Consider the following 24,207-nt stretch of genomic DNA (forward strand, 5'->3'; position numbering starts at 1 on the left):
AAGTGGCAACCGGCCGCATAAAAATCATTCCATCAGCAGTGGCCTACCACTGGTAACAGCCGTTTTGTTTCATTAAAAAATGTGATTGAATTTTAATCAGATCAGAGATTAAACGGCAGTTAATGAAAAACCCGAAATATGCTCGTGTTCAATGCCCAGGCCATGTTTCCCGAGCTGGTTGGCCTTTGCCACTATCGCAACGAGCAACACCTTCTTCAGCCTAGGCAGCCAGGCGCCTCCCGGGATGCTGCATTTGATTTTGGCCGTAGCTGTATCGTAGACTTGCAAGGCTCCAAGTTCCTGGCATGATTTTATCTTCGCCGCGTCGGATTATCAGCGCGAAAGCAGTGGTTTGCAAGGCAACCTTGATCTGCGTGCATTTTCCCGTATTAGTGGGGACAAAGAAGAAAATCATTGAAACGGATTAACTTTCAGCGGGCACACTTTAAATTGTTATCAATGATCAAAGAGCCAGACTCAGCGCCACATAGCCAACCTTTCAGTGAGCTAAATCCTTTTGAATACAAACTGTTGGTTGAATCTCTGGCAGAGGCAAGCTGGCAAACAGATGCCAGCGGAACAGTCCTGGAAGATGCTCCCGGCTGGCGGGCATATACAGGCCAAGGAATTCAGCAATGGATGGAGGAAGGCTGGATGGGATCTGTCCATCCGGACAATAGGATCGATGTTTTGACCCGCTGGCAGACAGCCGTTCAAAACGAAGAAATGCTGAATGTAGCTTGTCGCCTGCAACGGCCCGACGGCAACTGGTGCTGGAACGACATTAAAATAATTCCCGTTCTGGCAGCCGATGGAACAGTTGTTAAGTGGGTAGGGGCATGCACTGACATTTCGGAGCTAAAACAAACCCGGGCCAGTTTTACCCAGGCAGAAACCCAGCTCCGGCTTTTAACCATGCTAAGTTCGGATACATTATACCGCATGAGTGCCGACTGGCATGTGATGATCAGTCTGAAAGGTTTTGACTTCCTGGCCGATACTACAAGGACGAATGAAAAATGGTTTGAGCAATATATTCCAGAGGCAGATCAGAAAAGAGTACGCGCGGCTATTGACGAAGCTATAACTGCCAAAAGCCTTTTTGAACTGGAACACCAGGTATTCCGTGCTGACGGCAGCATTGGCTGGACATTTTCCAGGGCTATGCCTTTGCTGGGCACGCGGGGGGAGATTACAGAATGGTTTGGAACCGCCCGTGACATTACAAAGCGCAAAATAGCAGAGGAAAGGAAGGTATTTCTGTTGGAACTGAGCGATAAGCTAAGACCGCTTGCCGATTCCCTTGATATTCAGCAGACCGCGGCATTTCTGATCGGATCCAGGCTTAAAACAGACCGCGTCATGTACGCCGAGATAGCAGGCGCAGAAAGTGAATATTTGATTTCACGCAATTATCTGGCATCTGAGGAAATAATCCCTGTTATCGGGAAGTTTTCTGCTGCGCCATTTGGAAAATGGCTGATAGATGAAGTTAAGTTGGGAAATACAGCAGTCGTTAATGATGTCATAAACGACAAGCGATTGACGGGTGCCGAACGCGACGCTTTTCTTGGGATTGGGGTGAGGGCTTTTATTATTACCCCGCTTAATAAAGAAGGCAGATGGGTGGCGGCCATGAAAATACATCAGCGTAATGCGCGTCAATGGACCGATTTGGAAGTTTCGCTGGTAGGCGAGGTCGCAGAACGTACATGGGCGGCTGTGCAGCGTGCGAAGGCGGAGGAGGCGCTGGCGGGTTCCGAGAGACGGCTCCGGCTGGCTATCGACGCTACTGAGCTAGCCACCTGGGAATGGAACCTCGAAACTGACCAGGTGGTGTGGAATGCACAGCACTTTCGGCTTCATGGTATGGAGGTGGATGGTAGTAGTGCGCTGCCATCGGCGGCATTTTTCGACAGACTCCACCCAGATGATCAATCCAGGGTTGCTGCGGAAATCAGGCGCGCCATCGCTGAAAATGGATTATATGATGCAGATTTCAGAATCGTCCGGGAAAACGGCGGAGCGGTGCGATGGATGAACGGGTATGGGCGCGTAACGGGTATCGTGGATGGAAAACCTTTTCGCATGAGCGGGGTAATGTTTGATATAACAGACCGAAAACAGGCAGAAGAGTCTTTACGCCACAGCGAACAGCAACAGCGCGCCATTCTGGAGAGTGCCAAGGACTACGCCATACTAACGCTGGATATCAACCGTAAGGTCACCAGCTGGAATAACGGAGCAGAACAGATTCTGGGTTTCACCGAAGCGGATATGATCGGAAAGTCGGGCGACATTGTCTTTGTGCCCGAAGACAGGGCCAATAGTGCCCCTGAATTGGAGGTAGTGAAGGCGCTTGAGACCGGCCGCTACGAAAATGAACGCTGGCATATGCGTAAAGATGGTTCCCGCTTCTACGGTTCGGGCGTCACCACCCCTTTGCTTGGTGAATCGGGCAGTGTTATCGGAGTGTTAAAGATGATGAGGGATCTAACAGCCCGAAAAGAAGCCGAACAGGCACTCGTAAGGTCCCAAGAGCGGCTGCAAAGGGCGCTGAGCATTCCGACAGTCGGTGTCCTGTTTTTTGAGGAAAATGGAAGTTTCACGCATTGCAACGAAGCATTTTTGAGGATGAGTGGTTTTTCCCGGTCCGAGGTTGAGGGCGGGCAACTAAATATCAATCGAATGACACTGCCGGACTGGATGCCAGTTGCGCAGCAAGCATTGGCGGAGCTCAGATCAGTGGGCCGCAGTTCTCCTTTTGAGCGGCAATTGGAACGACCCGACGGTTCGCGCTGGTGGGGCTTGTTTGCTGGCACCCGACTAATCGAAAACGAGTATGTGGAATTTGTTTTGGATATCAGCTATCGTAAAAATGCAGAGGAAGCACTCCTGGACGCTGACCGGCGTAAGGATGAGTTCCTCGCCTTGCTGGCACACGAGTTGCGCAACCCAATGGCTACACTATCCAACACACTGATGGTGCTGGAACTGACTGGCGGCATGCATGATAAGCTGGCACTAGACAAGGCCATTGCCATGATGCGGCGGGAAGTTGTCCAATTGGTACGACTCGTGGATGATCTTCTGGATGTCAGCCGCATTAATCAGGGTAAGGTCACACTGACACTTGAGCATCTCGACTTTGCTGCGCTTGTGAAAGACGCAGTGCTGACTGGGCGTCCAATGGCCGGTAGCGAACGTCGTCATCTTACCGTGACCCTTCCGGCCGAACCGGTTTACTTGAATGGAGATCCTGCACGCCTGATCCAGGCAGTCCGTAACCTTTTATCAAACGCCATTAAATTTACCAACGAAGACGGTCACATCTGGGTTGAGCTGACGGAGGAAGACCCTCATGCGATCCTGCGGGTTCGCGATGATGGTATTGGCATTCCTGCTGACCAGCTGGACCGGATTTTTGAATTATTCGTCCAGGTTAACACATCCCGGACACGCTTGCGCGACGGCCTTGGTCTGGGCCTGACGCTGGTGAAGGATTTTATTGAAAAACACGGCGGACGGATTCAGGTCCATAGCGCTGGCCCGGAGACTGGCAGCGAATTTATAGTTTACTTACCTCTGCAAACAACTGAATTTAAATAGAATCCATAATGGAAAAATCGGATAAGAAAACGATACTGGTCGTTGATGATAACCAGGATGCAGCCTACACGACAGGTATGTTTTTAGAGTTGCAAGGCTATAACGTGCACACACGATATTCCGGGCAAGGGGCGTTAGAAGCTGTTAAAGCACTACACCCTGACCTGGTGATACTCGACCTTGCCATGCCTGTAATGGATGGTTACCAGACGGCCACCCAGTTGCGGGCCAGCTACGGGGCGACGCTGCCACTAATTGCGCTTTCAGGATATGGCCAGCAGGAAGATAAACGCATGTCTTCTCAGGCTGGTTTCAACGCACATATGGTTAAACCCGTCGACTTTATCGCCTTAATTGAGCTGCTCAAATCTTTTCTGAGCAATCAACCCGCTAATTGAAAATTGGTTACGCAATTTGGGATTGCATAAAGCAGTTTATTGGAAGGGGTCAATTTAAAATAATGAAACGCCATCTTTAATCAAGATTTAGTGCAGGTCACTTTACCAGGACCCCGATTACTTACGTAGTCTTGGTCCGGGTAAAATTTGGGTAATCATGGATGCAGTCCTATGGCCTTTTTAAACAAGGCCAGTCATAGCCGATAGGTCACAAATAGGATTGTGGGATAATAAGTTGGAAGCTTGTTCCGACACCTGCTTCACTTTTCACAGTTACCTTTGCTTTGAGGATCTCACAAAGACGTTTGACAATGAAAAGCCCAATCCCTTCTCCGTGTTCCTGTGTATTAAATTGCAAATCAGCATTAAAATCCTGGATTTCTCTGCCATCTAATTTTGCCACCAAGTGGTCGGCAAGTCCTGGCCCGGTATCGGAAACTACAAATTTCCATGAGCCAGCTTGATTCCCGCCGTTCTCAATGCCGTGCCAATGAACATTTACCCCACCTTTCCGGGTATACTTCAATGCATTCAAAATCAGGTTTTGAGCAATACGTCGTACTTTGACATCGTCACCTTCCACAAGCAGATTTGCTGGCCCCTCAAAGTGTAGGGAAAGCCCTTTTTCCACAGCTAACTGCGCTGACCCGGTGCACAGCTCTGTCAAAAGGCTTCCGGCATCAAAGTTTCGCACGTGCAACGTTTCCTCACCTGATTCAAGCCTGGAATAATCCAGCAACTGGTTCATCATTTGCGAAACCTGGGTCAGGTTCCGCTGCAGCATTTCAAGAATTTTTTCCCGTTCGTGCTGGGTATCCATTGTATTGAGCAGGGTCGTCGCGCCTACGATGATACCGAAACTGCCACGAAGGTCGTGAAATGAAGAACGCAAAAAGGCACCGCGCTGCTGGACATATGCTTTCATCGTAGCCAGTGACTCGACCATTTCATTGGAGCTGTGCAGCTGTTTGAGTAGCTGCGTCTCTTTAAAACCGCTTTCTTTAAAAAGGGTAATGTCCAGCTCAGTAATCGCTATACCCTGGTCATGCCGGGTCATGGAAGTTGCCAGCCACCGCGGATGTCCATCCAGCAAATGCTCTTCGTAGAAGGGGTTTCTGGTTACGTAAACCTGCTTCATCTCCTGCTGATTCTGCAACGAGAGAAGCCCTGACGCAAGCATGCCCACCAGATCAGTAACCGATTTTCCAAAGTCACCGGAGAACTTCTGGTTGCATACAACCAATACAAAATCGATTGGCTGCCCATCTTTGGCCTCAACTGCCTTGAAGAATGCGATCGAAGCCGGTGCGCTGTCCAGGACTGCCTGCAAGCTCGCAGCGACCTCGGTAAGTTTAACTTCCGCCTGCTTGCGGGCAGTGATGTCCAGTGTGGTAACAACAATGCCGGCACGGTCAACCTGCCTTGTGATAAAAAAGGCAAGTGTCATCTGCTTCACAGATAATTCCTCGTAGGCTGCATCACCGGTCTCTAAAACCTGTACATATGTATCAAAGATGCCGGCATCCTTTAAGACAGGGATTACTTCCAGCAATGTCTTATTCTGGATTTGCTCACTTTTCTGGCCGGTAAATTCCAGGGTTTTTTGATTAAATACCGACGTGGTAAAGTCAGAAACATTACCCTCGTTCGTGTAGACGGGCTCCATGAGCGTAACGGAGGCGGGAACGCCGTTCAGCACGCTCTGAAGGCGGTCGGCTGTCTGTGTCAGTTTCTGGTTGGCATCACTAAGCTCCGCTGTTTTTTTGCCAACATGCTCATTAAGCTGGTCAGTCAGCGTTTTTTGAAGATGAATATCAACCCCGCTACCCGTATAACCGGTAAAATTTTCTTCATCGGAAAACACCGGACTGGCATTTTCCAATATCCAGCGGTAATCCCCATCGCTTCGTTTAAGGCGATATTCCAGACTGAATTCTGTCTGACGTCCCAGGTTTTCAGAGAAAGTGGCCTGGTAATTTGGCAGGTCGTCGGGATGTAGTGCCCCGTAAAATGTTGCCTGGCTCTCTCCCACAGACTGCCCGGTAAAGTTAAGCCAGGCTTTGTTGAGAAAATTAATCTTGCCATCAGCACCGCAAACCCAGATCATGGCCGGCGCGTTGTCGACAAGTTTTTCAAACCATTGCTTCCTTTCATTGAGCAGCCGCTGGTCACGGCGGTGGACAGTAATATCCTCAAAACCCAGGAGGGTGATCTGTTCACGGTGAAGCGTCAGTTTTCTGGCGTGGACCACCATCGTTCGCTGCTCAGTGGCAGAGATCCGTACATTAACCTCAAGACCGCTAACAGCCGCATTGTTGGCGCTGACCTGGTGCAGCAGGTCACGGAACTGTGGAAAATCGAATTGGCGGTTACCCAGCTCATAGATCAATTGCCCTTCCGTCCGCTCAGCGCTTGTTAAAAAGAACCGGTGAAATGCGTGGTTGGCACTTTTGATATGCATGTGTTCGTCCAAAACAAGGGTCGCCTCATTGATCGTTGAAAGAATTGCCTCTGAATATTCATAAGACTCGGTCAGTTGGTCATTGCGGTGTTGGAGCTCCTGATTGATGGTTTGTAACTCTTCATTGGCCGATTCAATTTCTTCCTTGCTTGTTTCAAGTTCTTCGTTAATGCTTTGCAGCTCTTCATTGCTGCTGACAATTTCTTCATTGGCCGATTGCAGTTCCTCATTACTGGCCTCCTGCTCCTCAACGATCGAATGCATATCATGCCGAAGGGCTGTTAGCTCGGCTTCCAGCTGGCGGTTGCGTTGGTCGTTCCCGGTATTGGAAACTTGCGCCACGTTCTCGCTTACCTGCTCAAACAAAATCAGGAAAAGCTGCTGATGGGCCGGGTTTGTGATGGGTACAGCCTCAATATTAACGTAGATGGGCTTCCCCGGATAACTGATTTCCAGGCCATCTTTTCTTTGTCTTTCTTCCGTTTTACATGCTTTATGGATAATGTTGCGAAGCTCAAAAACCAGTGACGGATGTGCCATCTTGGACAGGTTCAAACTAGCTTTCCCTGCTGAATGCTGTAAAAAAGGTGTAGTGACACCCCGGAACTGGACGATCTCCAGGTCCTGGTCAACGACCACGCTAGCTGGCACATACTGTGAGAGCAGCAGGTTATCCACTAGTTTGTCCAGGTCGGTGGTCTTGGTTGTGGGAGTTTTTACGGGAAGGGAAGTTGTATTGCCTTTGAATGCCATGTCAAGTGGAATTTTAGTCCGGGTGTTGTTTTTACGCACAAATACTTTTTGCGTTTTTTCGATCTGCGCAAAATACGTTGAGGAGCTTCCCACAGACTCCGACTTTCCCAGCAACAGATATCCGTCGGATTTAAGGGCATAGTGAAAAGTGGCAAAAACTTTCTTTTGCAACTCATCATCCAGGTATATCAGCAGGTTACGGCAGCTGATCAGATCTATCCGCGAAAATGGCGGGTCGCTTATGACATTTGAAGCGGCGAAAACACAAAGGTCCCGCACCATTTTATTGACCCTGTAATGGTCGTCGACTTTGGAAAAAAAGCGCTCAAGGCGGGCGGGTGAAACATTCAGAACCTCACCTTCTGTAAAAACGCCCATACGGGCCTTGGCAATGGCTGAATCGCTCAGGTCAGTGGCAAAAATCTGTATCGGCAGACCCGACGCCTTTGCGCCTAGCACTTCCAGCATCATAATGGCCATCGAATAGGCTTCCTGGCCTGTAGAGCACCCCGCCACCCAAATGCGGATGGCCTCACCAAAAGACTTGCCCTGAACGATGCGCGGAAGTATTTGCTCTTTAACATGCTCCATGGTGGCAGGGTCACGGAAAAAGTTGGTCACGTTGATCAGCAAGTCGTTAAAAAGCATCTCAGCTTCGGTCGGCTTTTGTTTAAGATAGGCCGCATAATCGGCGAGCGTCCCGAGTTTATAAAGCAGCATCCTTCGGATGATCCTGCGCCGTATGGTTGTCTTTTTGTAGAGGGTAAAGTCAACGCCTGCGGCAGACTTGACAAAGGCCAGTATTTCAGCAAGGTCTTCCTTGTCGCTGTCATCCTGAACAGCTTCGGCGATCTCTGAGGTCAAGTGGAAAACGTCCCTGTGGTGGCTGAGCCTGGATAGCTCGGCAGCAATTTCGCAGGGCGGCAACACCAGGTCCACGACGCCCTCTATGATAGCCGACTGCGGCATGCCCTGAAAGGCGGCCGTTTTGTCTTGTGCAATGGTGATCCCGCCGGCAACCTTAATGGCCTTCAAGCCAAGCGTCCCATCACTGGCCATCCCTGAAAGCACAATGCCGATTGCCCCGTCCTTCTGCATTTGGGCCAGTGACATAAAAAAGTCATCAATAGGCAGGTGTAATGCAGGTTTGGGTTTTCTCGGGGTCAGCACCAGCACTCTGTCCATGACTTCCATGGTTTTGTCAGGCGGGATCACATAGAGCCGGTTGGGTTCTACGGGCATCAAATGGGTTGCTTCCATAACCGGCATGGCGGTTTTGGCCGAAAGGATCAGGTCGAGTTTGCTATCGTAATCCGGGGATAAGTGCTGAATATACACGTAGGCCAGCCCCGTGTCCGCGGGCAGAAATGATAATAGCTCGCTCACGGCCTGCTGCCCGCCAGCCGAACCGCCTATGGCAACGATCGGCACAGGTTTTTTGCACAACTCCGGATTTGTGTACCCGGTATTTTCGGTTTCGGAAGTTGGTCTTTGATCGCTCATAATCAATAAAGCTAAGTTCGCCCCGAGCCATTTGGAGGACTATACAATGCCGCTGGCTGGCTTGTTAGGAAATGACATAGTTTCCCACCAGACAGAGCATAAGTCGGTCAGAAACGAAAAAGACCCGGCGGGGTCAGCAGGTTTAACTATATAGGCATTGGCCTGGAGCCTGTAACTGGCCTGGATATCCTGGTGATGCCCCGATGAGCTCAATACGACGATGGGGGCGATCGGAATGCCCTTATCCATAAAAGACATTCTTAACCAGGCCAGTACATCCAAGCCCTGCTTGCGGGCAGGCAGGTATAAGTCTACAATGATCAGGTCAATAGCTGCGGATGCTGTCTTGTCGAGGGATTCAAAAAAATTGATAGCACTTTCCGCCGATGACTGGTGGATGACATGAAGGCCGGGAGCATCTCTTTTGATTAGAATTCCCATTAGCGCTGCATAGTCTGGATTGTCCTCAATGACGACAACATTTTTACCTTTACTTTTCCTTAAAGGACCTTTGCGCGTTGCTGGCAAATAGCTGTTGAGAAAACAAAGGGTGATGGCATGCGCTATGCGCTGATAACCGTCCAGGGTATTAGGTTTGACAATGTATGCATTTGCCCCCAGTTGATATCCCTGCTCAACAAAATTCGGGTTTTCGCTTGTCGAAATAAACACCACGGGGATATGGCGCAAGTGTGTCCGGTTCTTTAAGGCAGATAAGGCTTCAACTCCATTCATAATGGGCATATTCATGTCCATCAAAATAAGTGAGGGCTCCATGGAAGGGTTCTCTTCCAAAAAAAACAGCAGCTGTTTTCCATTGGTAAGCTCAACAATCTCAATCTCTTCGGCCACGCTTTCCAGGGCTTGCCGGATCATTATCCGGTCATCTTCGTCGTCATCTACCAGGTAAATTTTCCTCATCATTTTTTCATTGTCGCATAATCACCCTGGCGCTGAGCGCCAGATCTGCTATTATTATCGGTCTGGAAGGGGAAGTATCGTCTAGGCGGCAGCAAGATCAGCCGGAAGCGTAATGGCTGTTTTGCCGTGCTTTTTCTTGATCCGCTTTTTGAGTGTATAGATGGAATGTTCCGGGATCGATATTCCCATTTCGTCTTTGATCTGCGCTACAACGATGATTGCAGGCAGCTGGAAGAGTTTTTCGCCGTAGTAGGCCAACAAAACATCGAAACGGCCTTTAAGGCGGAGGCCGAACGCCTGGGTAACATATTTTTTGTCCAAGGCGCTGTTATTTATCTAATGAAGCTCTAAGATAGCCCCAATATATCTAAGTTGTTAGAATTCTTTTGTTGCGCTACCTATCTGACCCTTAGTAAATTGGGAAATAGCCATTGCCGGGCTGGTTTCCCTACTGTCGTCTTTCGGTGAAGTGAAAAAAGTCTGTGGATAGCGGGTCAGTGCTGGAACGGTTTTTAACAATCCATAAATGTCATTGCATTGTCTTGGGTCTTGATGCTCGTTCTATGAATAATCCGTATGTAATTAAGAATGGCCCGGTAGTGCAGGACCCGGCCGATGCCATGTAGCGAGTGTACCTTCAAGTGTTTTAAAGTATTTTGATGTAGATTCTGATTGAGTTGACAAATAAGGCGATGAAAGCAGGAGAAGCAGGTAGTGATGAGGAGTGGCGGCAGCGAGTCAAAGTAGAAACTGACATCGCCGCACAGGGAAATGGCTTTAAACATGGTGTGTTGCACATCGGGGAGCCATCCCATTTTAGCTGTCCGGATTGTGGTGGGGCTATGGTTCAGATAAAAGAGGGGAGCCTCGTCCGGTTCAAATGCCACACAGGCCATGGTTTCTCGCCCGGCACACTGCTGAATGAGATGCAGGAAATAACAGAAAAAAAGTTGTGGCAATCTGTTCGCAGTCTGGAAGAGTTCATCATGCTTTTTAATCTGACTTCGGACAATCTTGCCCAGGCGGGTAATACACATGCTGCCGCGAAATTTAAGGTAAAAGCAGAAGCTGCAACCGTGAGTGCAAACACTTTAAGGGCTTATATTTTTGAACATCTGTTCAAACGCGACAGCGCTCAACAAGAGTCAGGGGCCTGATGTTTTATCATCAAAGCGACAGCCGGGGAGGAAGTTGCGCTGCTGCCGTCAATGATAATTGACGTATTGGTTTGAGAAGGATCCATCCTCGAAAAGATCAATGATGGCATAACCAGGGCTTGTTTGCTTGTATTTACCCATCCAGTAGTTGCCCGATACTGCGCCATTACAGCAGTAGGTAACACTGTTGTAGACTACCCTGTCCAAAAGATGGATATGGCCGCTGACGGCGAGCTTTACGTTGTCATGACGGTTAAACAGCCCAAGGATCTGCGCCGAATCGGTATGCATCCAGCTGCCTGGAACGACCCATTGATTGTTTTTTAAATTATCGCCGTCAAAGAACACGCTTGCAGATAATATCGGGATGTGTGAAGCGACCAGGACGGGTGTATGTGATGGTGTGTTATTCAAATCTTTTTTTAACCAATCCATCTGTGCCTCATCAAGTCTGGCATAATAGCCTGTTCCCTCCGGTCTGCAATGAATACTGTCCAGCAAAATAATATGCCATCCGTTTTTGTCAAAGCTGCGGTAGGAACCTGCCGTTCCCGATTCATCCATCGCCCACTTTTTCCCCTCTGAAAATGATCCTGTCGGTGGGCACCAGATGTCGTGATTTCCGATGCAGGAAACCATTGGGATGCTATTTTCCGACCCTAAAACTTTATGATAAAGCGCCCATTCTCTCGCTGCTTTTTCCTTTGAAATGCCACTGGAACCCATGACCGAGTCCCCTGTATTCAAGATCAGGTCCGGCTTAACTTCTAAGTTCTGGAGATGGTGCAGGCATTTTTCAAAACCCTTTGCTGCCCAAAGGTGAGGCTGAACATGAATGTCTGTCAAATGGGCAATGCGCAAAATGCGTTTCGGGGCCAGGGAGAAACCACTGGCGCTGGCAGAGACAGAATATCCGCCAACGGCCATCCCAATCGTTTTCAACAGGTTCCGTCGTTGCATAGGGCTATATGTGCTTTTTGCAAATATGCTTTTTACATGTGAACCTTGTGTTATTGGCAGATGATCAAATTAAAAACAATAAGAAGTGCCTGCTCACCAGGGCAGCGCTTGCCTAGGGCAGTTGCCCGGCCCATCGGATACCGCCCATGATGTGCCGCAGTGCATTCGGATCACTGTAAGTTTGCACATTGTGACCCAGTGCAGTGTAAAACATTCGTCCACGGCGCAGCTCATGCGTCCATGAAATCGGATGATCGCCGTTCATTTTGCGCCACACAGAGCGGTAGGAGTTTTCATTCAGGCTCAACAAGACTTGAAACCCAGGTTTACCGCGTACATTTTGCTGAAAATTATACCACTCATCAGCCTTTCGCCATTGTCTGGGAAGCCCTCGATTAATGGGATGTGCAATGTTCTCGGTAATCAGTTCAGCTTCGGGAATATGAGGTAAAAAAGTATGATCCCGAAAGAATGTTCCCAGTAAGCTTCCATACCACGGCCAATCGTGCTCCGTATCAGAGGCCGAATGAATACCGGCGAAGCCACCACCATTTTCAATGTAATTCTCAAAGGCAGTCTTTTGCTGGTTGTTGAGTATTTCTCCTGTCGTGGAAAGAAAGATTACGACTTTGAAGTTGCGCAAATGTGTTGAATCAATATAGGCAGCATCTTCGGTAGCGAATACTTCCCAGCCATTGCTGACACATTCCTTGGTGATTGCAGCGATTGCAGGCTCAATCGAATGATGTCTGAACCCGTTGGTCTTGCTGAATATCAGAACGCTTTTTTGGTTGTGATATAAATGTAATGTGGGGTTAGGCGTTTGATTCAAAACCGTTTTTGACCAAAAAATGCCTGGCTTGTAAAAGAAACAAACCACCAAGGCTGATGCTGCCAGGAAACCAAAAATGGAAAGGTATACAAGCGCGCCAAAACTGCCATGTGCGTTTCTTAGCCCCGACGCTTTCATATTTATCTTTGGTTTGTCAAAATCGTAATGTTAGCATGACTGGAAAATATCTCCATGACCAGGTCGAAATAGGTCTTTCCGTTTCCGTTGTTGAGCGCTTTTAACTTTTCTAAAAAAAACGCTTTATTAAAAGGCGATCCGGGTTTCAGTTTTCCCAGGTAATACCGCTTGGTTTCTTCATAACCCAATGCGGTCCGGCTGAATTCAACATCCGCCCAGTTGATTTCAAGTTCTGTTGCACCCCTGGCTGCTCCGAATCCTCCATATAGCAGATCATCCAGGGCATCCAGGCTGTCTGCAATCTGCCATTCTTCATCTGCCATAAAAACCCTGTTGATCTCATCATAAAACGATGAGATCCCTCGGATTGAGCTGCCTTGAATCGTCAGTTGGATTTTCATTTTTGTCGTTAAGCAATGGCAAAAGTGCCATTGCTCTGCCGTGAAGATATCTTAGTCTTTCATTCAGACGAACCGGGCTGCCACGAAGTATGAATTTTTGACACAGAAAAAGGGAGTCCAGCCTGTTGAAACCTTTTTCTGTGTCAAATAATTAATTTCAGATCTGATAAAACTTTACAGTTCCATCTCCTTCATTGCTGGTTACCAGCAATCCTTTGCCGTTCGGGCTTTTGTCGGGTGCCACGTAAAGTACGCCCTCTGGTGCATCGCCGGTTTTCAAGATTTGAAGAAACTTAGGAGCGCTGGGATTGCTCAGGTCGTAAATAGCAACAGCATCCACACGTTCCAAAGCGATGAAGCCAACCGGCTTATTGCCTATCATGCCAATGGTGACACCTTCCGGCTCTACACCTTTGTCATCGGAGCGGTCATCGTCATAGATCCCGGCTTTGATGACTTCTTCTTCAAGCGAACTGGCTGAGTCGAACACGAGCTGGCCGGTTGATGCATTGAAAATACTGAAACCGCGGCCTCCAAACCCATAAAGCACATCGAAATCGCCATCATTGTCAATGTCGCCGCGGGTGCTGGTAACACGCAGGCGGCCCAGGTTTTCAGGCTTTTTCAAAGTAACTGCATCGGGGAATACTGTTGCGTCCAGCGATAGGGTGCTTACCCTTTTTTGCTCATCAAAAGCAGCATATTCGCGGGCATCGCCTTCATTGGCTGTAATCAGGTAGTCCGAACCATTAGAGGAGAATGGCGCGATAGCATCGGGCAGGTAAAACGACTTTACAGGCCACGCTGCCAGTGCGATTTTGTTGTCTTTATCACTGGCATCCATCGCATTGGCCATTTTGCTGATGTCCTTGCTGCCCAGTGGGTGGAGTTTTAGAATTGTTCCCGTAGTTAAGTCCAGCTCTGCAATCCCGTTGTTTTCCTGCAAGGTCACAAAAGCTTTTTTGGAATCACTGGAAATAGCAACATACTCAGGCTCAATGTCCTGGGCGAAGCTTGCCCCCGGCCCATACACCCGGAAACCGCCCAATGCCAGCTGGTTGTAGGATCCGGCAAAAGCTCCGAATGTGAGCGTTTTTACGTTGTAATTATCTGTAACGTCAATGATTGATACAGATCCCTCAGGATCAGCTGTGTAGTCAGCATTGGGTTCGCCTTCATTTGCCGTCACAATATATTTGCCATCAGGGCTGAAAGTTACCATGTCCGGCAAGGCGCCAACTGCTATTTGTTTGATTGTCGTCAATGTTGCCGTATTCATCACAATAAGGTTTCCGTTGGCTTGCTTGTTGGATGCTTCCAACGCAATGGCCAGTTTGCCTTGAGACACAGCAACGCTGTTAGCAACACCACCCAGCTTTGAGATATCGATCGATTGCAGTTTGGTTATAGCCGGGAATGCAGATAAATCTAATACATCCACTTTGGCTGCCGATTCATTGTTGACTGTGAAAAGCCTGGCTGTTGCCGGATCGTATGCGGAGATCTCCGAAGCAGCAGTCTCACCCAGATCGATAGAAGCAACTTCTTTGAATACGACGGGCGTTTCCGGATTTTCAGGGAAATGGTCTGTGCAACTATTAAAAGCCGCAGCAAGTAAAGTCAGTGCGAGTAAATTTTTGTTTTTCATCGTTAAATGGTAAGTGATAAAAACAAAAATAGCCACTGGACAAACGGCCAGTGGCTTGCTTATTAAAGCTTAACAATAAGATAATCCAGCTTATTACCGTTTCAGGACTTTGATGTAAACATTCAAAATCTCAACTTCCCGGGGCAGCAAAAATTCATTTGAATCAATATCCGGGATTCTGATACATTTTAGTCGGATTCAGCTTGTATTCGTCAAAGGGGATCGGGTAGTAACGGTCCTTCGGTCCAAAGTTGGAAAGTTTGGCAAGACCGAAATTGTCCTGGCTTTTGGCCTTAAAATAGGTGACAAGCTCATCGGTTGTCAAAAAGCGTAGCAGATCAAACCAGCGGTGGTTTTCAAAGGCAAGCTCTGAGCGGCGCTCATGCAGGATCGCGAGTTTCAGCGTCGGATACTTGGCGCGGTAAGTCGTGTTGCGGATGGATGCTGCATACAAAGGCAGGCCGGCGCGTTCCCTCACCTGGTCGAGAAAGCCGATGGCAGCAGCTTCGTTGCCCAGATACATATTGACTTCGGCGAGCATTAAGATCACATCGGCATAACGGATCAATATCCAGTCGTTTCCGCCAAAGCCCTGGTTTGTTGCCGCAGGGCTCGCATCACGGAATTTGGTAATAAAATAATCGCGAACGATCGGGTCGTTGGCAAACTTAATGTTGAAATCCTTCCTGACATCAGCTTCTTCGTAGTCCAGCACAAGGTCCGGGGTAACATTACCGCCTGCACCCGTTGAGGTTACCAGCGAATTGATGGTTTCACCTTTGGCTTGATTATTCCGGGCAATGGCTGACGAAAAGTTAATGTCGCCCTGCTTGTTAACGACCTGGAAAATGATTTCGGGAACCGTGGATTTTTTAGCTACATCAAAAACATCGGCATAAGGGATTTCTTTCAGCATACCGAAAGTGCGCAGGTTGTAACAAGCGGTCAGATAGTTTTTCGCCTGGTTCAGATTCGCCGTCCGGTTGGCCTGATCCAGTGTGGTGGCCATCGTCAGGTAAACTTGTCCGAGCAATGCGTTAGCGGCGGCTTTGGTAACTTTTCCTTTGGTAGCGCTCGTTTGCACATCAGGCAAAGGGCTGCTCACTGCTTCGGTCAGATCTGTAACAATTTGCTGATAAACCACATCCTGCTTCTCGCGAAACGTGCTCTCCTGCACTTCTGCAAAAGTCAATGGCCTGGTGATCAATGGTACATCGCCCCACCTGCGCACAAGATGGAAGTAAATCAATGCACGCATGAATTTGGCTTCTGCCTTGTATCTCTCTTTCAGGTCATTGTCCGTAAAAGTTACCTTTTCAATTCCCTCGAGAACCTGATTTGACCGGGTAATGGTTTGATACAATGCGAGCCAGTGGCTTTTCAGGTAAGTGTTGCTGGGCAAAAGTGAAAAATCATTGAACTGAAACGGCTCACCTGCATTAGATTGGTTATCGTTCCTGCCTGTGTTGTCTGAACGTTCTTCACTGTAAAGCGCGCTTGTCTCGCCGATTCCGTTGCCATTGCGCAGCGACTGATAAATACCATTTACCGCAGCCTCCACCTCGCCGGGCGATTGGTAATATGATGCATTGGAAACTGCATTAGGGTTTTCCAGGTCAATAAAATCAGTGGAGCAGGAGCTGAGCACGCAAAGCGCGAACACAGTAATGATATGGGTTAATTTATATTTTTTGTCAAACATAGCTGCTTAATTAAAAGGTGATTCGCACGCCAACATTGTATGCGCGGGCAAGAGGATATTTACCATAATCAACACCCGGCGTCAGGTTGGATCCGTCGTTGTAATCCACTTCCGGGTTATAGCCAAGATATTTGGTCAGTGTAAACGCGTTGTCTACGCCCACATAAACCCGCAGGTTACTGATCGCATTTTTGCTGATCTGGGCGATCTGAGGAAAGTTATAGGCCAAAGTCAGGTTCGTGCATCTGAGAAATGAACCGTCTTGCAGATAAAATGTGGAAAGGCGCGTGCTGTTGCTTTGCGTGCCTCCGCGTGCAGCGCGGTATACTTTGCCGTCACCTGGCTGAGCTTCGGAGCGATAGCGGTCCAGCACTTTGGAATACTGATTGCCCGATCCTTCCATATTGTAAATGTAATAATCCTGACCATCCAGCACCTGGTTGCCGTAAATTCCGTTGAACGACGAACTGAAATCCAGATTCTTATAGCTGGCTGAAATCGCAAATCCGTAAGTGAATTTCGGATGCGGCGTGCCGATCACTTGCTTATCTGCATCATTCACAACGCCATCAGCATTGAGGTCCTCGAAATAAAGATCACCCGGACGAAGCGGATTCGTCGAAGCCGTTGAGCGCGCAGGGCCTTTTGGAACGTAACCCGCCGGGAATTTCTGGGTAGAAGCATTGTAAACCGCGTTGTCCGCAGCCAGGTTCTCCATGTCCGACTCGCGCACCATGCCTTTTACTTTAAAACCATAAAACATCCCGATCGGCTGTCCCTGCTGGGTAATGTGCGTGATGTAAGAGCGTTCTGCACCCGTAGAAAGGATCGTGTTGGCACCGCCCATATCCAGGACTTTGTTGCGGTTCAGCGAGAAGTTTCCGCTGATATTCAGGTTAAAATCAGTCTTTGAAATCACGCGCGCATCAGCCTGGATGTCAAAGCCCGTGTTCTGCACCTTTGAGTTTCTCAGGTTTGTCAGAATGGTCGATGAACCTGAGATGGCCGAAAGCGGCTGGTTGAAGAGCAGGTTGTAGGACCGGCTCAGGTAATAGTTTGCAATGATAGAAAGCCTGTCCTCAAACAACCCCAGGTCGAGCCCCACATTATATTGTGAAGTAGACTCCCAGCCCAGGTTTTGATCTTTAATTCCATCTGCCCAAAGAGCGGTGTTAACCGTTCCGTTTCCAAAAACAACACCGCCCGGAGCGGCCATGGTTTGCAGGAAGTTGTAGTTACCAATGTTGTTGTTCCCGCTCAATCCCCAGCTGGCGCGCAATTTCATCGTTGAGGATTTGCCCAGCAAGTCATTGTAGAAAGGCTCATTCGAAATGTTCCAGCCTGCCGACACCGACGGGAAGCTTCCCCAACGGTTGTTTGGACCGAAACGCGACGAACCATCGGTACGGAAGGAAGCTGTCAGGTAATATTTGTTGTCAAAATTGTAAACCGCGCGTGCCAGGTAGGAGAGTAATGTCCAGTTGGTTTTTCCCGTTCCGTCGGTTTCGGGATTACCGGTGTTCAGACCAAAATAAATAGCATCTGCGCCTTTTCCGGTGATCTCTTCGATCCGGTCATTCTGGAATCCGCGTGCCGTTACCGAAATTACGTCACGGTTATTCTGCTGCGCTGTATAACCAAGCAATCCGTCGAAACTGTGTTTGCCCCATGCTTTTTTGTAGTTCAGGGTAAATTCAGCCAGCTTGTCCATAAAGCTGACGTTCCGCGATACGGCGTTGGCAGCTGCTATGGCTTGCGGTGATCCCGGAGGGTTAGCGCCCTCGCTCAGGCTGGTTGGCCGGTAATATTCATATTTTTCATTGTAAGTCTGTAATCCCAGGTTTAGTTTGAATGTCAGATCTTTAACAATTTCAAATGTGGCAAATCCATTGTAGGTCCCGCGCTGCCCGGCTCTGTTAATGTGTGTCTCTGTGGCAAGGGCCACCGGATTTTCAACGGATTGCAGACCAAACCCCGAGCTCAATGCCGCCGCCTCGTTCTTGGCAAGCGAACCGTCTTCGTTGTAAGCTTTGAAGATCGGCATATACACCAGTGCTCCCAGGATAGGTCCCTGGTTAAAGCGTCCTTCCTGGACTTCGCGGTTGGTATTGTAGGTGTAGGCCAGATTAGCGCCAACTTTCAGCTTTTTGTTGACGTCAGCATCAATGTTTGCCCGGAAATTCGTGCGTTCCTGCTTGGTGCTCAGGATAATGCCTTGCTGGGTAAGATGTCCCCCGCTGATGGCATAGCGAAGCCCTTTTTGTCCGCCACTAAAACTAATGTTATGTCGGCTCACCGGCGCATTTCGGTAAAGCTCATCCTGCCAGTCGGTGTTGTATTTGGGTGTGATCAACCGCTGGTTTGCAAAATCATACATGTCGGTAGGGATACTTACCGAGCCTGCGCTGCCACCCAGGTTTTTGATCCGAGTTGCGTTTTCATCCGAAAACATGGCGTCGTTCCAGGGTTTGCCGCCGTTTACCATCAGGTCGCGGTAGGTGTTGTTGCGGCCGTCGATCAGCAACTGGGCGAACTCGGATGAATTGAGCATATCCACCTTTTTTGCCAGCTGATGCACCCCGAACTGATAATCGTATTCCAGCTTTCCCTTTCCTTCCTTGCCCCGCTTTGTTGTGATCAAAACCACACCGCCCGCCGCACGTGAACCGTAAATAGCCGCAGAGGCCGCATCTTTTAATATATCAATCGATTCAATGTCGTTGGGATTAATGAATACATCATTTCCAGCCGGATAGCCATCAATCACATAAAGGGGATCGGAGCTCGCATTGATCGAGCCGACGCCCCGAACACGGATTTTTGTGCCAACATAGGGTGCGCCACTCACTTGTGAAATTTGTACACCAGCCACTTTTCCCACCAGGGCCTGGCCCACAGTTGGGGTAGTCAAGTTAAGCTCTTTCGCCTTTACGCTTGAAACTGCGCCGGTCAGATCACTTTTTCTGAGCGTCTGATAACCCACGGCAACAACCTCATCGAGCATCATCGCATCTTGCTTCAATTGAACATTGAGCGGTTTTTCATCCGAAATCACCACTTCCTGAGCCAGGAATCCAACGAAAGAAAACACGAGCGTGGATCCTGCGGCCGCTTCGATGACAAACTCTCCGTTCACATCCGTCACTGCGCCGCGGCTGTTGTTCCCCTTTTCGATCACAGTAACGCCCAGCAACGGGTCTCCGTTGTCGTCAAGCACGCGGCCCGTCACACGGATTTTTGGTGCTTGACGGTCGGCGTGACTGATTGATACATGGTGGTCTGGCTTTGCCGCCCTTGCCGGGCTAAGGGCACTGAAAACCAGGGAACCAGCAATTACCACAGGAACAATGGGTAAAAGTAGTTTTTTCATAAACTGATTATAAATTTAATTTTTACAAGATGGGCGTTTGGGTTCATTCCAATGTCAAATACAAAAAACGCCCAAAATAAGGTGCAAATGTAACTTCTGCATGTTAAGCCACTTGGCTTTCAATGTTACCGTAATGTAAATTTTACAAGAATGCAATTTGAGTTGATCTGGATTCCCGCACCCTCTTGCCAGAATGATTACTGGATTTGGAATACGGAACTGGGGCAGCGCAGCGGTGCGCACTAAGATTGTTGCAGGAATCTACCAGATGGGAGAGATAGCGAAAACGCAATCTGAAATTTCATGAAGAGAAACCGATGAGGTGTCTGGCAAAGCGGCCATTGACCAGTCGATCCAGTTGTGTCCGGCTTGGGGGGCCGGTTCAGGTTGATGGACATCCGGAAATTTCAGAGCATCCTAATGTTTTGTTTTGTAAGCATTTTAATGTGCCTGAACTGGGTTGGTAATGCCACTTTCAGGCATGTCAGGCTGATTTTGAGTGATGAATGCTTCCCGATGGGCGTCGCCCCACTGCTCCATAGCGAGCCATATCGGGTTGAGTATTTTTGCGAAATCTGTTAGACTGTATTCTACACGGACAGGGACTTCTGCTTGTATTGTACGCGCTATAAGGTGGTCTTTTTCCAACTCTTTCAATTGCAGGGTCAGCATGCGTTCGCTAATGTTGGGAAGGTGATTCTTTAATTCGCTAAAACGCATTTTACCCTTTTGTAATTTATAAAGGATCAACATCTTCCAGCGCCCGCCAATCAGGTCCAGGGCGTGAACAACGCCGCAGAACTCGCTTAGCGTCTTACGGTTAATGCTGTTAGTAGAATTTTCCTTTCGTTTTGACATACAATTTTGTTCGTTCCTGACAATGGGCTGCGGCCTTCAAAAATAACAAAGGCCGACTTAATTTTGACCCGATATTATACAAAAACAGGTTAACAAATGAGAGTATTGCTGATTTACGCGCACCCCGAACCAAAAAGTTTTAATGGTGCAATGTTCCGGAAAGCGCAGGAAACCCTTTTGCAGGCGGGTCACCAGGTACGCGTGTCCGATCTTTACGCCATGCAGTTTGATCCGGTGTCGGGGCGGGATAATTTCACCGGAATTGAAAATGCGGATTTCTTCAAACAACAGCTGGAAGAAGTGTATGCAACCAAAAATGGCACCTTCGTTCAACTTATTGCGGCAGAACAGGAAAAGGTCGAATGGTGTGATGTAATGATCTGGCAGTTTCCGCTATGGTGGTTCAGCGTCCCGGGAATCCTGAAAGGCTGGGTGGACCGTGTGTTTGCCATGGGACGCTTCTATGGCGAAGGCAGGATCTACGAAACCGGTGTTTTCAAAGAAAAAAAGGCACTGCTTGCGCTTACAACAGGCGGAAACGAAGACGCATATTTAAAAGACGGCCTGCAAGGCGATATCCATGGTATTCTCCGCCCGATCCAACGGGGCATCTTTGAATTTACCGGTTTTACCGTCCTGGCCCCGCATGTGGTATATGGGCCGGCCAGGCTTACATCAGGGCAGCGCGACGCAGAATTGCATCGCTGGCAGCAGAGGGTGCTTGCTTTGGAAGCGGAGCCAGGCTTCGAGGTTGGCCGCTACTAGGCAAGTTGTCCGACCCGCACCTAATAGGTGGCTTTAAGTTGCCTGGCTGATCTTACGTTAATTCACAACATTAAAGTCAGTTCTTTTTATGTCAATGTTAAGTTCGCTAAGAAAGGCTTCTAGGTCAATGAAGGATCATTGGTCGATAAATCGTGCTTTTTGTCGCCATATCTTAGCGGCACTTGTTTTCTTAAAAGCATTCCCTGTATTCTTGCCCTGAAAATATGCGGATCAGAAAACAAGTCACCTACCGAAATGTTAAGGAACTACCTCAGAATTGCTCAGAGAAACTTGTTGCGACATAAGCGTTTCTCCCTCATTAATGTGATAGGACTCACCACTGGGCTGACTTGCTGCTTTATGATCATGGTGTTTGTGCGCCACGAGCTTAGCTACGACACCTTCCACAAGAAATTTGATCGCATTTACCGGCTCACCTATATGCCCAAATTTGCCGGTTACACACAGTTTTTGGCATTGACGCCGCCCGTTGCCTCACCATTACTTCCTGATCATTTCTCTGAAATCGAAAGATCAGCGCGCCTTTACCGAAACAATGCGACGATGGAAGTTCCGGTCGGCTCCACGATCAAGCCGGTCAAGTTTGATGAAGATCATTTCTATTTTGCCGACTCTACTTTGGTTGATATATTTTCCCTGGACTTTTTAGAAGGAGATTCCCGCACGGCACTGAGAAACAAGTATTCCGTTGTTATTACCGACAAAGTCGCAGGCAAATACTTCGGAAAGCAACCAGCGCTCGGGAAAACCATTCTTTATGAAGGAAAACATCCACTTAAAGTTACTGGCGTGATCCGTCAGCTGCCCGACAATTCACATATCCGCATCGATCTGCTTTCCGATTATCAGACCATGTTTGCGACCGAAAGCGAAGCGGCACGTAACACGCTGCCGCAGAACTGGGTGATCACGCATTCGTCTACTTATGTATTGCTGCGGCCGGGAGCGTCAGCCGAAAGTGTCAATGCGCGCTTTCCTCAATTCCTGGCCACCCACTCCGATAAGCAGCTCGCAAATGATATCGTTTACAATTTGCAGCCGTTGGCGGATATCCATTTGAATCCGGAGGTGGAAGGGAATCAGGAAGTTTCGGGCAGCATGACTTATATCTATGTTTTCCTGGGGGTCGGATTATTGACCCTGCTGATCGCCTGCATTAACTTCATTAACCTTTCTACGGCGAGATCGCTGCGCAGGGCCAGGGAAGTTGGTATCCGCAAGACATTAGGTAGTGAAAAAAGCCAGATCGTTGCACAATTCCTGGGCGAATCGCTACTAATGAGTGGTATGGCTCTGATATTGGCTTTGCTTTTTACGGGGCTTTTAATCCCGGTGCTCAATAGTCTTACAGGCAAGCAACTGGCTGTTTCCTACCTTTTTTCAAGTCCGGCTTTGTTGGCAACATTTACCTGCGTTGCGATTGTCGCAGGACTTCTTTCAGGCAGTTACCCCGCTTTTTTTATCTCCCGGTTTCAGCCGATAGCCACTTTAAAGGGAAGTTTCAGCGCAGGAGATGCGAAAGGCGGGGCCATCAGGCACGCATTGCTTGCCATGCAGTTTATAACTTCCATTGTGCTGGTAATCGGTTCTTTGGTGGCATTTCAGCAACTCAGATATCTTTTGCATAAGCCCTTGGGTTTTGATAAAGACCTCATGGTGACGGCCGATATCAGAAACGAAAAGATTACCAATGTGTTTGCATCAGCAAACGACAGCGCCTATCTGCGATTGAAGACTTTTAAGGAAGCATTGCTGAAAAATACCGGCATTAGCGATGTTACATTTTCAACAGCAAGAATGGGTAGCGGGGTTGTGCTGCGCAATGTCGTACCGCAGGGGAAAACCCAGGAGAACAGTCTCTTCGTTGGCACACTGGGGACGGATTTTGGTTTCGTAAATGCATACAAGCTAAAACTTGCGGCAGGGCGTAACCTTTCAGAAACTTTCCAAACCGACAAAAACGCCGCGTTCCTGGTCAATGAAACCGGTGTGAAACAATTAGGCTGGAAATCTGCAGAGGAAGCGATCGGAAAGTCGGTCAACATGGAAGGAAAGGAGGGTAGGATCGTGGGTGTATTGAAGGATTTTCACAATCAATCGCTTCAAAACCCCATTGCGGGCATGCTGGTGCACATCGACCTGCCACATCTTACGCAAGTTTCTGTCAAGTTAACGCCTGAAAACATCAGTGGGACGATGGCTTTTATTAGTGCCGAGTGGGATAAGTATTTTCCGGAAAAGGGTTTCGACTATGAATTCCTGGATCAAAGTATAGCAAATGCATATGAAAGCGAGCAGCGGCTCGGCAAGCTGATCGGTTATTTCGCCGGGCTGGCCATCCTGATCTCCTGCCTTGGATTATATGGACTTGTATCGATCGTTGCCCAGCACCGGACCAGGGAAATCGGCATACGAAAGGTGCTGGGTGCCACGGTGACCAACATTGTACAGCTATTATCCCGTGACTTTTTGGTTCTGGTAGCGGTTTCGCTTGTTATCGCAAGCCCTATTGCCTGGTACATGCTTGATAAGTGGCTCGCAAATTTTGCTTTTAAAACGACTATTTCATGGTGGGTTTTCGCCGCGGCGGGTGCGCTGGTAATCACGGTGACTTTGCTGACAGTGGGCTTGCAGACTGTGAAAGCAGCTTTGCTGAACCCCGTAAAGTCATTACGCTCAGAATAATAATGTCGTTTTCGCCAGGTTCTGG

The 24,207-nt window shown here is 48.6% G+C and carries 15 protein-coding genes; 5 read left to right on the forward strand and 10 right to left on the reverse strand.

Going from position 1 to position 24,207, the window contains the following annotated elements; all coding sequences use genetic code 11:
- The first annotated feature begins 459 nt into the window (after positions 1-459).
- Complete coding sequence (locus MUK70_RS01110) at positions 460-3,609, forward strand: PAS domain S-box protein (protein WP_234655746.1); 3,150 nt, start codon at positions 460-462, stop codon at positions 3,607-3,609.
- Positions 3,610-3,617: 8 nt separating this feature from the next.
- Complete coding sequence (locus MUK70_RS01115; RefSeq protein ID WP_234655745.1) at positions 3,618-4,007, forward strand: response regulator; 390 nt, start codon at positions 3,618-3,620, stop codon at positions 4,005-4,007.
- Positions 4,008-4,215: 208 nt separating this feature from the next.
- Here the strand turns inward: MUK70_RS01115 and MUK70_RS01120 are convergent, their stop codons facing one another.
- The 3 genes from MUK70_RS01120 to MUK70_RS01130 form a co-directional block, all read right to left on the reverse strand.
- Positions 4,216-8,724, reverse strand: coding sequence for a CheR family methyltransferase (locus tag MUK70_RS01120; protein WP_234655744.1), 4,509 nt, complete (start codon positions 8,722-8,724; stop codon positions 4,216-4,218).
- A gap of 39 nt (positions 8,725-8,763) precedes the next feature.
- Positions 8,764-9,648, reverse strand: coding sequence for a response regulator (locus tag MUK70_RS01125; protein ID WP_234655743.1), 885 nt, complete (start codon positions 9,646-9,648; stop codon positions 8,764-8,766).
- 78 nt (positions 9,649-9,726) lie between these two features.
- On the reverse strand, positions 9,727-9,966 hold the full coding sequence (locus MUK70_RS01130) for a hypothetical protein (RefSeq protein WP_234655742.1): 240 nt from the start codon (positions 9,964-9,966) through the stop codon (positions 9,727-9,729).
- Positions 9,967-10,337: 371 nt separating this feature from the next.
- On the opposite strand from MUK70_RS01130, the gene MUK70_RS01135 reads away from it, so the two are divergent.
- Positions 10,338-10,802, forward strand: a complete 465-nt coding sequence (locus tag MUK70_RS01135) for a hypothetical protein (protein ID WP_234655741.1) — start codon at positions 10,338-10,340, stop codon at positions 10,800-10,802.
- A 48-nt stretch (positions 10,803-10,850) separates the two neighbouring features.
- Here the strand turns inward: MUK70_RS01135 and MUK70_RS01140 are convergent, their stop codons facing one another.
- The 7 genes from MUK70_RS01140 to MUK70_RS01170 all read right to left on the reverse strand — a co-directional run bounded on the left by MUK70_RS01140 (position 10,851) and on the right by MUK70_RS01170 (position 20,711).
- Positions 10,851-11,762, reverse strand: coding sequence for a metallophosphoesterase family protein (locus MUK70_RS01140; protein ID WP_234655740.1), 912 nt, complete (start codon positions 11,760-11,762; stop codon positions 10,851-10,853).
- Positions 11,763-11,874: 112 nt separating this feature from the next.
- Positions 11,875-12,732, reverse strand: a complete 858-nt coding sequence (locus tag MUK70_RS01145) for a ThuA domain-containing protein (protein WP_234655739.1) — start codon at positions 12,730-12,732, stop codon at positions 11,875-11,877.
- A gap of 2 nt (positions 12,733-12,734) precedes the next feature.
- Positions 12,735-13,133, reverse strand: a complete 399-nt coding sequence (locus MUK70_RS01150) for a barstar family protein (RefSeq protein WP_234655738.1) — start codon at positions 13,131-13,133, stop codon at positions 12,735-12,737.
- Between the two features lie 157 nt (positions 13,134-13,290).
- Positions 13,291-14,781 (reverse strand): choice-of-anchor I family protein, encoded by a 1,491-nt coding sequence (locus MUK70_RS01155; RefSeq protein ID WP_234655737.1) that lies wholly within the window; start codon positions 14,779-14,781, stop codon positions 13,291-13,293.
- A 163-nt stretch (positions 14,782-14,944) separates the two neighbouring features.
- The gene (locus MUK70_RS01160; protein ID WP_234655736.1) at positions 14,945-16,483 is read right to left on the reverse strand and encodes a RagB/SusD family nutrient uptake outer membrane protein; all 1,539 of its coding nucleotides are present in this window, start codon (positions 16,481-16,483) and stop codon (positions 14,945-14,947) included.
- A 10-nt stretch (positions 16,484-16,493) separates the two neighbouring features.
- On the reverse strand, positions 16,494-19,853 hold the full coding sequence (locus tag MUK70_RS01165; RefSeq protein ID WP_234655735.1) for a SusC/RagA family TonB-linked outer membrane protein: 3,360 nt from the start codon (positions 19,851-19,853) through the stop codon (positions 16,494-16,496).
- 441 nt (positions 19,854-20,294) lie between these two features.
- Entirely contained in the window at positions 20,295-20,711 is a 417-nt protein-coding gene (locus MUK70_RS01170; protein ID WP_234601739.1) for a winged helix-turn-helix transcriptional regulator, read from the reverse strand.
- A gap of 96 nt (positions 20,712-20,807) precedes the next feature.
- On the opposite strand from MUK70_RS01170, the gene MUK70_RS01175 reads away from it, so the two are divergent.
- Complete coding sequence (locus tag MUK70_RS01175) at positions 20,808-21,476, forward strand: NAD(P)H-dependent oxidoreductase (RefSeq protein WP_234655734.1); 669 nt, start codon at positions 20,808-20,810, stop codon at positions 21,474-21,476.
- Between the two features lie 255 nt (positions 21,477-21,731).
- A complete protein-coding gene (locus MUK70_RS01180; protein WP_234655733.1) occupies positions 21,732-24,182 on the forward strand; it encodes an ABC transporter permease in 2,451 nt (816 codons plus the stop codon).
- Positions 24,183-24,207: the final 25 nt, after the last annotated feature.

Origin of the sequence: Dyadobacter chenwenxiniae, assembly GCF_022869785.1 — a bacterium.
GTDB lineage: Bacteria > Bacteroidota > Bacteroidia > Cytophagales > Spirosomataceae > Dyadobacter > Dyadobacter chenwenxiniae.